Origin of the sequence: Acinetobacter piscicola (assembly GCF_015218165.1) — a bacterium.
In the GTDB taxonomy this organism is placed as follows: domain Bacteria; phylum Pseudomonadota; class Gammaproteobacteria; order Pseudomonadales; family Moraxellaceae; genus Acinetobacter; species Acinetobacter piscicola_A.
On the sequence record NZ_CP048659.1, the window covers coordinates 2,556,867 to 2,571,832 of the forward strand.

At 37.7% G+C, this 14,966-nt stretch carries 16 protein-coding genes; 8 read left to right on the plus strand and 8 right to left on the minus strand.

Features of this window, described 5'->3' with window-relative positions:
• The first annotated feature begins 296 nt into the window (after nucleotides 1-296).
• The 8 genes from G0028_RS12550 (at nucleotide 297) to G0028_RS12580 (ending at nucleotide 6,867) form a co-directional block, all read left to right on the plus strand.
• Nucleotides 297-998, plus strand: a complete 702-nt coding sequence (locus G0028_RS12550) for an IS1-like element ISPa14 family transposase (protein ID WP_015586042.1) — start codon at nucleotides 297-299, stop codon at nucleotides 996-998.
• A 129-nt stretch (nucleotides 999-1,127) separates the two neighbouring features.
• The gene (locus G0028_RS21235; protein WP_257222243.1) at nucleotides 1,128-1,250 is read left to right on the plus strand and encodes a hypothetical protein; all 123 of its coding nucleotides are present in this window, start codon (nucleotides 1,128-1,130) and stop codon (nucleotides 1,248-1,250) included.
• A gap of 452 nt (nucleotides 1,251-1,702) precedes the next feature.
• Complete coding sequence (gene ybgC, locus G0028_RS12555) at nucleotides 1,703-2,110, plus strand: tol-pal system-associated acyl-CoA thioesterase (protein ID WP_130073100.1); 408 nt, start codon at nucleotides 1,703-1,705, stop codon at nucleotides 2,108-2,110.
• Between the two features lie 26 nt (nucleotides 2,111-2,136).
• Entirely contained in the window at nucleotides 2,137-2,835 is a 699-nt protein-coding gene (tolQ, locus tag G0028_RS12560) for a protein TolQ (protein ID WP_130073099.1), read from the plus strand.
• Nucleotides 2,835-3,284 (plus strand): protein TolR, encoded by a 450-nt coding sequence (tolR, locus tag G0028_RS12565; RefSeq protein ID WP_130073098.1) that lies wholly within the window; start codon nucleotides 2,835-2,837, stop codon nucleotides 3,282-3,284. The genes tolQ and tolR overlap by 1 nt, the downstream gene beginning before the upstream one ends.
• A 3-nt stretch (nucleotides 3,285-3,287) precedes the next feature.
• Nucleotides 3,288-4,796 (plus strand): cell envelope integrity protein TolA, encoded by a 1,509-nt coding sequence (gene tolA, locus G0028_RS12570; RefSeq protein WP_180046228.1) that lies wholly within the window; start codon nucleotides 3,288-3,290, stop codon nucleotides 4,794-4,796.
• Nucleotides 4,797-4,854: 58 nt separating this feature from the next.
• On the plus strand, nucleotides 4,855-5,328 hold the full coding sequence (locus G0028_RS21375; RefSeq protein WP_372403277.1) for a cell envelope integrity protein TolA: 474 nt from the start codon (nucleotides 4,855-4,857) through the stop codon (nucleotides 5,326-5,328).
• Nucleotides 5,329-5,661: 333 nt separating this feature from the next.
• Nucleotides 5,662-6,867, plus strand: a complete 1,206-nt coding sequence (locus G0028_RS12580; RefSeq protein ID WP_180046226.1) for an MFS transporter — start codon at nucleotides 5,662-5,664, stop codon at nucleotides 6,865-6,867.
• On the opposite strand, the gene hpaR is transcribed toward G0028_RS12580, so the two are convergent.
• The 8 genes from hpaR to hpaD form a co-directional block, all read right to left on the minus strand.
• Nucleotides 6,851-7,279 carry a homoprotocatechuate degradation operon regulator HpaR gene (hpaR, locus tag G0028_RS12585; protein WP_130073095.1) on the minus strand — a complete coding sequence of 143 codons (429 nt, stop codon included), beginning with the start codon at nucleotides 7,277-7,279 and terminating at the stop codon, nucleotides 6,851-6,853. The genes G0028_RS12580 and hpaR overlap by 17 nt on opposite strands.
• A gap of 170 nt (nucleotides 7,280-7,449) precedes the next feature.
• Nucleotides 7,450-8,682: an OprD family outer membrane porin gene (locus G0028_RS12590; RefSeq protein WP_180046224.1), complete on the minus strand. Its 1,233-nt coding sequence runs from the start codon at nucleotides 8,680-8,682 to the stop codon at nucleotides 7,450-7,452.
• A gap of 151 nt (nucleotides 8,683-8,833) precedes the next feature.
• The gene (locus tag G0028_RS12595; RefSeq protein WP_174492344.1) at nucleotides 8,834-10,207 is read right to left on the minus strand and encodes an MFS transporter; all 1,374 of its coding nucleotides are present in this window, start codon (nucleotides 10,205-10,207) and stop codon (nucleotides 8,834-8,836) included.
• 355 nt (nucleotides 10,208-10,562) lie between these two features.
• Nucleotides 10,563-12,011: an NAD-dependent succinate-semialdehyde dehydrogenase gene (locus G0028_RS12600; protein ID WP_130073092.1), complete on the minus strand. Its 1,449-nt coding sequence runs from the start codon at nucleotides 12,009-12,011 to the stop codon at nucleotides 10,563-10,565.
• Between the two features lie 11 nt (nucleotides 12,012-12,022).
• Entirely contained in the window at nucleotides 12,023-12,823 is an 801-nt protein-coding gene (gene hpaI / locus G0028_RS12605; protein WP_180046222.1) for a 4-hydroxy-2-oxoheptanedioate aldolase, read from the minus strand.
• 26 nt (nucleotides 12,824-12,849) lie between these two features.
• Complete coding sequence (gene hpaH / locus G0028_RS12610) at nucleotides 12,850-13,653, minus strand: 2-oxo-hept-4-ene-1,7-dioate hydratase (RefSeq protein WP_130073090.1); 804 nt, start codon at nucleotides 13,651-13,653, stop codon at nucleotides 12,850-12,852.
• Nucleotides 13,654-13,667: 14 nt separating this feature from the next.
• Nucleotides 13,668-14,057: a 5-carboxymethyl-2-hydroxymuconate Delta-isomerase gene (locus G0028_RS12615; RefSeq protein WP_130073089.1), complete on the minus strand. Its 390-nt coding sequence runs from the start codon at nucleotides 14,055-14,057 to the stop codon at nucleotides 13,668-13,670.
• Nucleotides 14,058-14,078: 21 nt separating this feature from the next.
• Complete coding sequence (gene hpaD / locus G0028_RS12620; RefSeq protein WP_130073088.1) at nucleotides 14,079-14,939, minus strand: 3,4-dihydroxyphenylacetate 2,3-dioxygenase; 861 nt, start codon at nucleotides 14,937-14,939, stop codon at nucleotides 14,079-14,081.
• Between the last annotated feature and the right edge of the window lie 27 nt (nucleotides 14,940-14,966).

A 14,966-nucleotide genomic window follows, 5' to 3' on the forward strand; every position in this document is an offset into this window, starting at 1 on the left:
TATAAAACCTATGTAACATTAGCATTTGAATTTATTAATGCTTTTTTATTAAAAAATAAAGTGTAGTTCATTCAGCTAGTCGTCGTTTTCTTACAAAAAAATAACACTCCACCCATTTATTAAATTATAATTAACAATCTTTTAAATCAAATTTTCAAATAGTCTTGCACAAATATAAAAAAGGAGCATACACATGCTAAACTTTCCAATAATCGTGATTATTTCTATTAGTTTTTTGGTGGTGTTTCAAAAAGTATGCTGAAACAAAGCAGGTTGAATTTTGATAAAATAGAGAAATGCGAATAACTCTAGAAATCAAATGTCCAACCTGCCTCAGTGACAGTATAAAGAAAAATGGCATCAAAGTAGATGGGAAACAAAACTATCAGTGCAAAGACTGTAAACGTCAGTTTATTGGTGACCATGCTCTGAGCTATCTAGGATGTCATTCAGGCATTACTCGAAAAATATTACAGTTGATGGTCAGAGGTAGTGGTATACGAGATATCGCTGAAGTTGAGCGAATCAGTATCGGTAAAGTTTTACGTACTTTAACCGAATCGACCTACCAAATTCAGCCTAAACAAAGTCATTATGAGTCTCTTGAAGTTGATGAGTTTTGGACTTTTGTGGGAAATAAAAATAATAAACAATGGCTTATTTACGCCTACCATCGAGAAACAGGTGAGATTGTTGCTTATGTTTGGGGTAAAAGAGACTTAGCTACAGTTCAACGATTGAAGGCAAAGCTTAAACAATTAGGTATTCACTACACCCGAATTGCAAGTGATCATTGGGACAGTTTCATAACTGCTTTTAAAAACTGCAAGCAAAGTATTGGTAAATTTTTTACTGTAGGTATTGAAGGTAATAATTGCAAAATAAGGCATCGAATTAGGCGCGGTTTTAGAAGGAGTTGTAATTTTTCAAAAAAGATTGAAAACCATTTTAAAGCTTTCGACTTAACCTTTTTTTACATCAATAATGGCTTCATTTAATGTCAGCATACTTTTTGAAACACCACCAGTTTTTTTATTTTTGTTTTTTTATTTTATCGTTATCATCATTCAAATCAAATTCATCTAGAAGCAACTCCTATTCCTCCTCAACAATCAATTGCAGATGATTTGCTTGAGTTTGATATTGAAATCAATAAAATTTTAAATAATCCACATTTATCTGAATCTGAAAAAGAACGCTTAACCAATGAGTATGCAGAAAAATATTTATCTTCGAAATCATTAGGTTAATTTATATTTAACACCATTTACTCACCTAAAAAGAATATACGAAGCAGACCATATGCATCGTATATTCTTTTTTTAACTGCTTATTTTCATGACTTAACAATGATGCATTTTTAGGTATAGGTTGATTCTTCTATACTGATTTATATACATAAAACAAATATAATTGTTGCATAGAAATACGTCAGAATCTGCTATGGCACATCGGTAATACATTGCATTTATTAACATCCAACACCCCTAAATAAAAATAATCCTCCAAATTTTATATTTGGCTGAACATCGTACAAATGAGAATTTTTTTAAGCATTGAAATCTTGTGCCATTGGACAATAAAATCAGAATGCTAAACTGCAAACCATTGTAGCACTTCGTTTTGTATAGTTTTCAATCAATTAAACTACATCAAAATGCAAATGCTTATTTCATTGTAAATGTATAAATTGGAAATGGTCATGGCAAACAAATTTGAGTTTCAAATCCGTGTATATATTGAAGACACTGATGCAGGTGGGATCGTATACCATGCCAATCATATCCGCTTTATGGAACGTACCCGTACTGAATGGCTACGGGCATCAGGCATTGATCATTATTGGCATCAAAAAGACTATCACTTTGTGGTGCATAAAATAAATGTGAAATATATGCGCCCGATCCTCATGGATGATTTAATTACTGTTACAGCTCGTGTAGTTTCGTGTAAAGCAACGTCTTTTGTATTGCAACAAAATATTTATCGTGGTGAAATCATGCTTGCTTCTGGTGAGGTAGAATTAGCATGTCTAAGTACAGCAATGAAACCTCGTCGTATTCCTGATGAAATCCGCGAGTTGATTCAAAAAGAATTGGCTCACGAATAAAAAAAATTTACTTGGCACATGTAACTATGGCAACTCAACTCGAATCTTCTCTTCACGTTTCTGATTTAATTTTACAAGCAAGTCCTGTGGTACAACTGGTCATGCTGGTTTTGGTACTCGCGTCTTTATTTAGTTGGTATCTCATTGCCAAGTTACATATGGGCTATAAAAAAGCCCGCCAAGGCGATGATCATTTTCAAAAAATCTTCTGGTCTGGTGCAGAACTAAACACCTTATATAACAATGCTCAACTTAACTCTAAGCGTGATGGTTTAGAAGATATTTTCTATCAAGGTCTCAGTGAATTTTTAAAATTAAAAAAACGCCATGCAGACACAGCTCCAATGATTGAAGGAACTGAACGAATTTTACGTGTCGGTTTAAGCCGTGATCAAGGTCGCTTAGAACAAGGCTTAAGTGCTTTAGCCAGTATTGGTTCTGTTGCACCTTATGTTGGCTTATTTGGTACCGTTTGGGGAATTATGAATGCCTTTATTGGTCTTGCACAAGTCGATCAAGTGACTTTAGCAACCGTTGCACCTGGTATCGCTGAAGCTTTAATTGCAACTGCAATTGGTCTTTTTGCAGCAATTCCTGCAGTTTTGGCATTTAACCATTACACAGCCAAAGGTGAGGAAATCTATTCTGATCGTGCATTATTTGCTGAAGAAATGGTGGCGCTATTACAACGTCAGTCTGTGGGTTCAACACAGGAAAATGACTAATGGCAATTCAACGTTCGGGACGCTTTGAGCGCGTCAAAAAACCGTTAAAGAGCGATATGAATGTCGTTCCTTATATTGATGTCATGTTAGTTCTTTTGGTGATCTTTATGGTCACAGCACCCATGATCACTACTGGAGTCAAAGTCGACCTACCTCAAGCCAATAGCACACCGATTCAATCACAAGATCGGCCAGCAATTGTGACTTTAGAAGCAGATGGGACAATTAAACTCGAAGATAGTCAGCATAAAAATGATGTAATGAGCTTAGAAGAGCTGAAAACTGCCTTAACTGATTCACAAGCGGAAGCACAAGAAAATAACAAGCAGTTTAATGTTCTAATTAATGGTAGTGAATCTCGTCCTTATGGTGAAGTTATGAGTTTAATGTCTACCCTGCAAGAAGCTGGACTGAACCAAGTTGGACTACTGACTGAGCCTTTAAAATAAGCTATGAAAGATTTTAATCAGCCACAATCGAAAGAAAATGCGATTGCACTTGGATTCACCCTTGGTGTCCATGTGGTGGCAATTGTTGGCTTACTTTTTCTTGGCATGAGTAAACCACTTGAACCACCGAAGCAGATCAAAACTGTATTGGTCAAGCCTGAGGACATCCCACCGCTAGAAGCTGAACCTTTAGAAATCTCAGATTCAGTTGAAACAGCAGACACGCATATTGCTGAAAATATACAGCAAACTGCGGAACCTGTCGTGGATGCACCCAATATTCCAATTACATCTCCACCTCTTCCCACACCAACGCCTAAAGTTGACATGCAAAAAGCAGCAGCGGAGGCAAAAGCCGCTGAAGCTGAACAAAAAGCGGCAGCAGATGCAGCAAAAGCACAAGCCAAAGCCGTTGAAACCGCACGCTTAAAGGCTGCTGAAGCTGAAAAAGCACGGCAAGAGGCGAATGAAAAAATTCGCCAAGCAAAAAATGAAGCTGAACGTGCGAAGGCTGAAGCAAATGCCAAAGCTAAAGCAGAAGCTGCCGCCGCTGCCAAACGTGAAGCTGCGGAAAAAGCCAAAGCAGAAGCCAATGAGAAAGCACGTCAGGCTAAAGCTGATGCTGCTGCAAAGGCTAAACAAGCGGCAAATGAAAAAGCCAAAGCCGATGCTGCTGAAAAAGCACGTCAAGATCGTGCAGCAAAATTAGCACAAGAAAAGGCTGCGCAAGCTGCAAAAGCCAAGCAAGATGCTGCCGAAAAAGCACGTCAAGCCAAAGCCGATGCTGCTGCAAAAGCTAAACAAGAGGCTGCCGAAAAAGCGCGTCAAGCCAAAGCCGATGCTGCTGCAAAAGCCAAACAAGACGCTGCCGAAAAAGCGCGTCAAGCCAAAGCAGATGCTGCTGCAAAAGCTAAACAAGAGGCTGCCGAAAAAGCACGTCAAGCCAAAGCCGATGCTGCTGCAAAAGCCAAACAAGACGCTGCCGAAAAAGCGCGTCAAGCCAAAGCCGATGCTGCTGCAAAAGCCAAACAAGAGGCTGCCGAAAAAGCACGCCAAGCCAAAGCTGACGCTGCTGCAAAAGCTAAACAAGAGGCAAATGAAAAAGCCAAAGCTGACGCAGAGGCAAAACGTAAAGCAGATGCAGACGCCAAAGAAAAAGCTGCTGCTGAAGCAAAAGCATCTTCTGCCCAAAAAGCCAAAGAAGAAGCTGCAGCTAAACGTGCTGAAGCGAAAAAAATTGCTTCTTCTGCAAAACGTGATTTTACAAATAGAGTTCAGTCAGCATGGAGAGTTCCAAATAATACTACTGGTAAAAGGGTTTCAGTCCGTTTTACCTTGTCTGAATCAGGTTCTGTTAAATCCATAGTCATCACTTCATCTAGTGGTGATGAAGTATTAGACGCTAGTATTAAATCAGCTATCAATAATGCTGCACCATTCCCTATGCCTTCAGACCCTGATGCAAGAAGAGAAGCTTTAGTTATTACATCAACATTTACATCAACAAAATGATTTAGAAATTAAACCCTGTTTCGGCAGGGTTTCTTTTTAGTATCTCAGGACAAATATATTGAATATTCAAAAATATGTATTGTTTATTTTATCTTTAGCATTTTTAATCCAGAGTTGTAGCACTGATCACTTCACTCAAATGAATTACTCTAAGCTATTGGATACATCTAATCTAATTGAGTCCGATATTACAACCCAAACTAAAAATCAAACTACAGAAAATGTAGCTATGGAAGTAAATAAAAAAGCTGAAACTCAAATAATCGTACCTTCTACCAAACGTGATTTTGTAAATAAAATTCATAATGCTTGGAGCATACCAGTAGGTCTTTCGGCGCAAAAAGCAACTGCTCGTATTATTTTAACCGAAAGTGGTGCTGTATCTTCTATTATTCTTGTAAATGCCTCTGATCCAATGCTAAAAGAAAGCATAGTACAAGCCGTTTACTCAGCTGCACCCTTCCCAATGCCGTCAGACCCTGATGCACGGCGTGAAGCACGCAGTTTTACAGCAAGCTTTACTGTAAAATAATCAGGTAAAAATCAACCTGACTTCGATCGGGTTGATTATTTTTTGCAAAAAATCACATTATTCTGCAAATCAATATCCTGTTATAAGAAAATAAACGAATATGCGTGTTTAAATCATTAAATATCAGATATCAGTTGATGATATAACCCTGATTTAATTCCCATTTTAATTCTTTTATTTTAAAATAAAACTATAGGTAGATTCACCTTTCGTTGATCTGCAGGTTGAACTGATCAATTTCATTTAACGCGCTCTAAAATTTACATAAATTCTAATATTCATACCCTCACAAATCAGTTAACATGTTAATTTAATTTCAAGTCCCCAAATAATATGTCATCCATATTTTCTAGTTTAAGTTATCCTAATTTCAGAAATTATTTTATTGGACATACGTTTTCTACACTTGGGACATGGATACAACAAGTTGCTCTTGCTTGGCTTGCGTATGAATTAACCCACTCAGCCTCTATATTGGGTTTAATTGCTTTTTTTGCTTTAGCACCACAACTAGTAGTGAGTCCATTTGTGGGTGCAGTCATAGATAAACTCAATAAAAGAAAGGCATTGATTTTTGTTCAATTTCTTTTTCTGATCCAAGCACTGCTGTTAGCAGTTTTGACCTATTTGGGTCTATTAAATCAGCTTGGCATTTTGGCATTATCGATTTTATTGGGTGTTTTAACTGCAATTGATACTCCTTTACGGCAGTCATTTATCAGTGATTTGGTTGATGATAGAAGTAATATTGCCAATGCATTAGCGTTAAATGCCATGATTTTTAATGCATGCCGTTTCATTGGTCCACCTATTGCAGGTTTGATTTTAGCTGTCAGCAATGCCTTGACCTGTTTTATTTTTAATGCTGTTTCCTATTTATTTTTAATCATTGCATTGCTCTTAATGAAAAATGTAGCAGTTCACCGTGTAACGGAGAATATACAAAAAGTATTTCTACAAGGTTATAGCTTTGTTTTTAAAAATAAAGAATATAGAAAAATGATGCTAAATATTGCTGTATTAAATCTCACAGCATCCAGCTATGTGGCACTCATTCCTGTATTTGCAAAGGACTATTTAAAAGGCAATGAGACCACTTTGGGCTATTTATGGGGAATGGCAGGTATTGGCTCTTTGATTTCTTCCTTAATTTTAGCCAAAACACAAAACTTTGAAAAAACTCAAACTCGCATTCAATACAACATGGGGTTTTGTGCGATTGGGCTGCTCTTACTTGGCACGCTCAATCTACAATTTTCGTATTATATTGCATTATTTTTATTAGGTTTCGGCATTTCCACAGCCAATGTTTCCACCAACATTCTCATTCAAAAAAATACACCCGCAGAGTTTCGAGGGCGCGTAGTCTCAATTTATACATCTACCCGCTTTGGCTTTGATGCTTTAGGTGGATTGGCAGCGGGTTTCATTGCCTCTTTCTTCGGTGCAAAATACACTATGCTTGGCTTTTGTGCGATTTTAACGATCTATTTATGCGTGTGTTTCTTTCAAAACAAAGCTCTTAAGAATTCATTTTGATCTTAGATAAATCATTTAACAATTCCATCAATTGTTGCATTTTTTCAGGTCCAAATTGTTCCTGAATATTTTTATACGATGCTTCCATTTTGGTTGCCTGTAGTTCAAAGCATTCCTTTCCAGCATCAGTTAAACTAATCAAATTGATTCGTTGGTCATGAATATCTTTGTCTTTTTGGATATTCCCTTGTTCGATCATCCGGTTTAAAATTCCTGTTAGGCTAGGTTTTAAAATACAAGCCAATTCAGCAAGTTGATTGCTTTCTAAAGTTCCATATTGGTACAAAATACGAATAATTCGCCACTGTTGTTCCGTTAAACCCCTTTCATTTAAAGCAGGTCTAAAATGAGACATTGCCGCTTCTCTTGCCTGTAAAAGCGCTAAGGTTAATGAAGGACGAATTTTTTTCATGAAGTCATTTTCTCAATAAACACAATTGATTTTAACATTTTCAGATCTGAAATATATCTTGGATTTACTCTAAATAATCATATAGATCAATTTATAAAAATTAAATAAAGCAATTTCATTCAAAAATAAGGGAAATAGTGGCTATTTCCCTAATGATGTTTTAGGATATCTTAAAACTTATAATTATAAGTCAATGCAACACGATTTTCTGTAAAATCAGGGCCAAAATCAGTTGTTGCTTTCGCATATAACCATTGGAAATTTAGCCCTTTAATATAAGTTTCAGGGATTTTATAAGACAATAACACATCCAATTCATCTTCCTTACCATCACGAATTTCACCTACATGTGCATTATCTGCTGTGTAATAACGTAATAATAAGTTTAATCCATCCAAGCCAATACCTTTCATATCATAATCATAACGGAACTGAAATGAACGCTCTTTCGGCTTAGAAAATACTGAAACCGTCCAATTGGCAAGGTAAAGTTGAGGTACCCAACCATTTAATGCAGGATATCCTGTTTCGCCAAATTGTTGACGATAACCCAAACCAAATTTATGGTTACCATACGTCAGTACATTCAGCGTTGAAATCACATCATTATCAATTTTTCCTGCTGCACTGTCCCCTGTGTCCCTTGTATTAAAATAATACAAATCTGAACGCAATGATAAATTATCTGAAAACTTTGGTTGATATGAAACACCAGCAAAGTGCTGATTATAAATATCTTCTAAACCACCATAAAAATAAGTACCAGTAATTTGCGGGGTAAATTTATGTTCGACACCAAACATATTAAAGCCATCACTATGAGCCACGATTTTACCATTGGTTAAGCTGAGGTCTTTATAATGATCATCATCACGTGCATTTACTTTGGTAATATGCCCAAGTGTAAGTTTCGTATCTTGAATATCACTACTTTCAAATACCGCACCTAAAAATGTGGTCGGTAATTGACGAGATTCATCTGTGTGTAGTACTGGGTTTTTAGGAATAATTTCACCTATTTTTAACTCAGACTTGCTCTTTTTCAGTTTCAGCGTTCCCCCCAATTTTAGTTGGTCTGGGTCTTGCGTTTGAGTGACAGGGTCATACGGCATAATGTAATTTGGTGCATGTTTATCTTCATTTAAACGTACCGCATAGCGTATAGATGCATCTAAGCCGACTTGCACAAGCTCATCATCGGTATAGCCTGATTTCGCAATCAGGCTTACACTTTGTGACCAGTTTTCATGGTCTTTTACCACATTACCATCGTAATCTCGATCAACATAAAAGTTACGTAATTGTAATGTCGTTTCTGAATCTTTGATAAAGTCAGCATGAGCATTTGTTAGCACTAATCCTTGCGCAACACAAATGCATGAAACGATGATTTTCTTATTCATAATCTATCCTTATTACTATGTTTTTAAGTGAAACTTAAACTTTCACTTATGCACAAACACAATAGATTTCCTTTTCTAAAATTATTATGCCAATAAAATATAATTAACATATTAAGTTTATTAGCATAATCACCCCTGAATTGATTAAAAATTATTTTTTATGCCAGACCACGGGAGAAACAGCTTGTTCCGCTTCATGATCAGGGCCTAATGGAATACCTGTACGGTCTCGTAAAGATAATGTTGCAACTAAACCGATCAAGGTCATCACAGAAAGATAAATCGCAACAGAAGCAGTACTCCCTGTCAAATCAATCAACCATGTTGCAATTAAAGGAGAGAATGCACCACCTAAGATTGCACCAATAGCATAGGCAATAGATACTCCCGAGAAACGAATCGATGCAGGAAATAATTCAGAAAAATATGCAGACATTACGCCATACGTTAAACCAATTCCCATGGATAAAATACTCAATGCCACAGCAACGGAAGCCACTGTCCCCATGTTCACTAATGGGAATAATGCCAATACACCTGCCAATTGCATGATCCAACCAATGATGTAAGTTTTTTTACGCCCAATTTTGTCTGATAATCCACCTGAGACCCAAGTAAATAACAACCAAACTGCTGCTGATAATGCCACACACATCAAAATTGGCGTACGTGCCATATGCAAAGCACCATCAGGATTGGTTGTATAGTTTTGAATAAAACCACCTGTCGTCATATACCCTACAGCACTATTACCTGCAAACAATAAAGCCGTTAGAAATAATAGTGTTGAGTGTTTTTTAAATAAGTCAAGGATTGGTGTTTCAGATGCAGATTTACGTTCTTTAATTTCTTCAAAGACTGGGCTTTCTTCTACTGTACGGCGAATCCAATGTCCAACAAACAATAAGACAATACTGAATAAAAATGGAATTCTCCATCCCCATTCCATGAATGCATCACCTGGTGCAATCACGCCACTCATCAATGCAAACATACCAGATGCAAGTAATAAGCCTAATGGCACGCCAATTTGTGGAAATGAACCAAAACGTCCACGACGATGGGTAGGTGCATGTTCTACGGCCATCAATACTGCACCGCCCCATTCACCACCTGCCGACAAACCTTGTAAAATACGTAATATCAATAACAAGATTGGTGCCATTACACCAATGGTTTCATAAGTCGGCAATAAACCAATCAATGCTGTAGATAACCCCATGCAAACAAGAGTCAAGACCAAAATCACACGACGACCATATTTGTCACCGTAATGGCCTGCTAAAAATGCGCCTAATGGACGAAATAGAAAACTTAAGCCAACAGTTGCAAAAGCCAATAAAGTACCTAGTGCATTACCTGCTGGTGCAAAAAATGCAGTTTTAAATACTAAACCTGCGGCAGCTGCGTAAATAAAAAAATCATACCACTCGACAGTTGTCCCAATAATCGTTGCAAATGCAACTTTCTTTTCATCTGTGGTCATTTTATCTGTAGGAGCAACATATACTGATGATGTTGTCATTTCCTTCTCCCATATCCTTTTCAGATATTCCATTTCATTAATAGGTCGTCTTGTTTAATAAGCCGTACGAACCTAAAAATCTAAGAATTTAATATTAATTAATATATTAACTATATAATTAAATAAAAATTCTACCCTTTTCTAAAACTCAACATATACACTTAAAATCCGTTCAAGGTATATGGTTGCGAATAATATATTTAACATATTAACTAAATATACGCAATATTTAATAATTTTATTTTTAATAATTAATCACGATTAAAACACAAAAATTCTCATATATAGAGAATTTTTGTGTTAATTCAGAGTGATTTAAGCTTTTAAAATACTACTTAAAATATTTAAAAAACTATTAAATTCCCATACACATATATTTTAGTTCCATATAGTCTTCAATACCATATTTGGATCCTTCTCGACCTCCACCAGACTCTTTAATCCCACCGAATGGTGCAATTTCTGTGGATATAATTCCTTCATTGATGCCCACCATACCATACTCAAGTGCCTCGCCCATACGCCATGCACGGCTTAAATTTTGAGTATACAAATAAGAAGCCAAACCAAATTCTGTATCATTTGCCATTTGAATGGCTTGCTCTTCGGTAGAGAACTTAAAAACAGGTGCTAATGGTCCAAAAGTTTCATCGTTTGCCACCAACATTTCAGGTGTAACATCCGCTAAAATGGTTGGCTCAAAGAATGTTTTACCTAAAGCATGGCGATGACCACCCGCCACAATTTTTGCCCCTTTTGATGTTGCGTCTTCAATATGTTCCTGAATTTTTTCAACTGCTTTTTCATTAATCAAAGGCCCTTGTTCTGCCCCTTCTTCAAATGCAGGTGCAACCTTCAATTTTTTCACCGCAATAGCTAATTTTTCAATAAAGGCATCATAAACTTTGTCTTGCACCAAAAGGCGGTTGGTACAGACACAGGTTTGACCACTGTTACGGAATTTTGAGGCAATCGCACCTTCAACAGCACGATCTAAATCAGCATCATCAAACACAATGAAAGGTGCATTTCCACCCAGTTCCATACTGACTTTTTTCATGGTGGATGAACACTGTTCCATCAACAATTTGCCAATTTGTGTTGAACCCGTAAATGAAACTTTTTTCACCGCAGGATGAGAAGTTAACACCGCACCAATCTCTCGTGCACTGCCTGTCACGACATTGACAACGCCTTTTGGAATACCTGCTTGTTCAGCCAAAGCCACCAAAGCTAATGCAGATAAAGGTGTTTCTGATGCTGGTTTAATCACTACCGTACAACCCGCAGCCAAGGCTGGACCGACTTTACGAGTAATCATGGCATTGGGGAAATTCCATGGTGTAATGGCAGCCACCACCCCCACAGGTTGACGAATCACCACCAAACGGCGACCTTGTTTATCGTGTGGGATCACATCGCCATAAGTACGTTTAGCTTCTTCAGCAAACCATTCGATAAAACTCGCACCATACAAAATTTCACCACGACTTTCGGTAATCGATTTACCTTGCTCGGTACTTAAAATAATCGCTAAATCTTCTTGATGATCGATCATCAATTGATACCATTTTTTAAGTAAAAGTGAACGCTCTTTTGCTGTAGTTAGTTTCCACGTTTTAAGTGCTTCATCTGCTGCTTCAACAGCCTGTTCTACCTGTTGAGTCGTGACCGATGGTACACGTGCAATTTCTTCACCTGTTGCAGGATCAGTGACCACAAAAGTTTTTTGATCTGTAGCAGAAACCCATTGACCATCAATAAATACTTGGTTTTTCAATAATGCTGAATTTGACAATTGCATCTACATTCTCCTTAATAGACGCTCGGTCCTTGTGGTGCTTTTTCTTCAATGTTTTTAAATTTACCAAGAAGTTGCTTCATTGACTTCATTAACAAACTTGTATCTACACCGACTGCAACGAACTCTGTACCTAACGCTAAATATTGTTTTGCAAGACTTTCATCTGCAGATAGAATACCTGCCGCTTTGCCTGCTTGTCGAATTTTTGCAATGGTATCGACAATAATCTGTTGTACATCAGGATGACCCGGATTGCCACGATAGCCTAGAGCAGCGGATAAATCAGCTGGACCAATAAAGACGCCATCAATACCTTCAACGGCTAAAATTGCATCTAAATTTTCTAAACCTTTTTTCGACTCAATTTGCACTAAAACACAAATTTCATCCTCGGCATGTTGCAAATAATCACCAATATTATTCCAACGTGATGCACGGGCTAATGCTGCGCCCACACCACGAATACCTTCAGGTGGGTAACGCGTTGCACTAACCATCAGCTCTGCCTGCTCTGCTGACTCAACCATCGGAATCAGTAAAGTTTGTGCACCCACATCTAACAATTGTTTAATGAGTGGCACACTGCCTGTCACAGGGCGTACAACGGCCTGACTTGCATAGGGTGCTATCACCTGTAACTGCTCTAAAATACTACGAATGTCATTTGGTGCATGTTCACCATCGATCAACAACCAATCATAGCCTGCATTGGCAGCAATTTCTGCACAGTAACTATTTGCTAAACCGACCCACATGCCAATCTGTTGTTGTGTTTTAAGCTTTTGTTTAAATGTATTTTTCGGATTTAACATGATCTATACCTCAACTGAATACGCAATTACATAAAACGAAATGCCACTGAACCCAGTTGGTCATAATCAATATGAAAAGTATCACCTGCTTGTGCAGCCACAGGACGGGTAAACGAACCGCCTAAAATAATTTGTCCTGCTTCCAAGGTCACACCATAAGGATGTAATTTGTTGGCTAACCATGCTACGCCTTTAGCAGGATGATTCAGTACTGCAGCGGATACACCCGATTCTTCAATCACGCCATTACGGTATAAAATCGCAGAAATACGACGTAAATCGAGTTCATTCGGTTTAATTGGACGACCACCTAACACAATACCTGCGTTGGCTGCGTTGTCAGAAATGGTATCAAATACTTTACGGGTAATTTTAGTTTCAGGATCAACATTGTGTAAACGTGCATCAATAATTTCGATAGCAGGAATAACATAATCTGTCGCATCCAACACATCAAAAATCGTACAATTTGGCCCTGAAAGTGGCTTACCTAAAATAAACGCTAACTCTACTTCCACACGTGGCACAATAAAACGTGACATCGGGATATCAGAGCCTTCCTCAAAGACCATATCATCTAATAATGCGCCATAATCAGGTTCGGTAATATTCGATGACACTTGCATCGCACGTGAAGTTAAACCGATTTTGTGCCCAACCAATTTACGCCCATTGGCAATTTTATGCGCCACCCATGCTTTTTGAATTGCATAGGCATCTTCAATGGTGATCTCAGGATATTGCAAAGAAAACTGACGCATTTGCGTACCTGATTTTTCTGCTTGATCCAGTTGTAACGCAAGTTCCTGAATTTTTGCTTTCTCTAACATCTCGATATCCTTATCTAGCCATTATTTTTTAAAAACTGGTGAATATTATTGGATTTAAAATTAAGAACAGGATCAAGTTCTGTCATTTCAAAAGAAATCGCCAATAAACGCTGATCTTTCAATGGCTGAAAAAATGCTTCAATTTTTTCAAATAATGCTGTTGCAACACGCTGTCGGGTTTCTAAATCTCGCCCAGAACCGACCTTTAAGGTCATATGGACAAAGGCGTAATCATGTAAACCATCTGCCATTCGAAATTTATCCATACGAATTGCACGGCTACGAATGCCACCTAAAGGGAAGATTCCTGTGCCACCTAAGAAATTATTCACTTGCTCGAATAAATCCTGAAAATCAACAGCATCTTCTAAATTTGCACTGTATTCCGCAATAAAATGTGGCATCAAAAATCTCCTTTTTATGATTTAAGCCATTGAATCAGGCAGTGGGAAAATCGCATTAATCTGCCCTGTACCTGAACTTGGAAATGCAGGTGTAATAATTTCTACAGCTTTGTCGTATTGATCCCAACCTAAGAGTCCAAGCAGCATTGCCGTGTCATGCATACCACCTTCGCCATAGCAGTATTCTGCATATTCAGGCAACATGTCAGTAAATTCTTTCCACTCCGCACGTTCCCACATGCCTACCACGTGCTTGTCGACTTGACGATCCCACTCACGGGTATATTCATCCATACCACGCTTATATTCACGATCCCAAATAAAACGATGTGATAATGAACCACTAGCAAATACCGCCACTGTACCGTCATATTTTTCAATCGCTTTGAGCAAACCTTCACCAAATTTACGGCTGTCTTGTAAATCATGTGAAGTTAAAAATGCAGAAACAGAGACCACTTTAAAATGTTTATCTTGGTTCATATAGCGCATCGGAACCAATGTGCCATACTCTAATTCTAAGCTTTCAATATTATGCGCTTGGGCACGAATCCCTGTTTTACAGATTTCCTCAGCCATCAACTGACCAAGTTCTGGATTACCATCGTAATCAAATTCCATATTTTGAATAAAATGCGGTAATTCATTACTGGTATAGACACCACCAAAATGTGCACCAGCATTGATATGAAAGGCACTATTGACTAACCAGTGACTATCAAAGACCACAATGGTATCGACACCTAACTGACGGCAACGGCGACCTATTTCTTTATGTCCATCAATGGCTGCCTGACGAATTCCGTTGGTCGGTCCCGGCAATTCTGATAAATACATGGACGGTACATGTGTAATTTTTGCAGCTAAAGCGAGCTTACCCATATTCTTTCTTCCTGAAATTTTAAAATA

What these genes read in the sequence shown, in the direction of transcription:
- G0028_RS12550 (WP_015586042.1), top strand. Translation starts at nt 297, where the DNA reads ATGCGAATAACTCTAGAAATCAAATGTCCAACCTGCCTCAGTGACAGT.
- ybgC (WP_130073100.1), top strand. Translation starts at nt 1,703, where the DNA reads ATGGCAAACAAATTTGAGTTTCAAATCCGTGTATATATTGAAGACACT.
- tolQ (WP_130073099.1), top strand. Translation starts at nt 2,137, where the DNA reads ATGGCAACTCAACTCGAATCTTCTCTTCACGTTTCTGATTTAATTTTA.
- tolR (WP_130073098.1), top strand. Translation starts at nt 2,835, where the DNA reads ATGGCAATTCAACGTTCGGGACGCTTTGAGCGCGTCAAAAAACCGTTA.
- tolA (WP_180046228.1), top strand. Translation starts at nt 3,288, where the DNA reads ATGAAAGATTTTAATCAGCCACAATCGAAAGAAAATGCGATTGCACTT.
- G0028_RS12580 (WP_180046226.1), top strand. Translation starts at nt 5,662, where the DNA reads ATGTCATCCATATTTTCTAGTTTAAGTTATCCTAATTTCAGAAATTAT.
- hpaR (WP_130073095.1), bottom strand. Translation starts at nt 7,279, where the DNA reads ATGAAAAAAATTCGTCCTTCATTAACCTTAGCGCTTTTACAGGCAAGA.
- G0028_RS12590 (WP_180046224.1), bottom strand. Translation starts at nt 8,682, where the DNA reads ATGAATAAGAAAATCATCGTTTCATGCATTTGTGTTGCGCAAGGATTA.
- G0028_RS12595 (WP_174492344.1), bottom strand. Translation starts at nt 10,207, where the DNA reads ATGACAACATCATCAGTATATGTTGCTCCTACAGATAAAATGACCACA.
- G0028_RS12600 (WP_130073092.1), bottom strand. Translation starts at nt 12,011, where the DNA reads ATGCAATTGTCAAATTCAGCATTATTGAAAAACCAAGTATTTATTGAT.
- hpaI (WP_180046222.1), bottom strand. Translation starts at nt 12,823, where the DNA reads ATGTTAAATCCGAAAAATACATTTAAACAAAAGCTTAAAACACAACAA.
- hpaH (WP_130073090.1), bottom strand. Translation starts at nt 13,653, where the DNA reads ATGTTAGAGAAAGCAAAAATTCAGGAACTTGCGTTACAACTGGATCAA.
- G0028_RS12615 (WP_130073089.1), bottom strand. Translation starts at nt 14,057, where the DNA reads ATGCCACATTTTATTGCGGAATACAGTGCAAATTTAGAAGATGCTGTT.
- hpaD (WP_130073088.1), bottom strand. Translation starts at nt 14,939, where the DNA reads ATGGGTAAGCTCGCTTTAGCTGCAAAAATTACACATGTACCGTCCATG.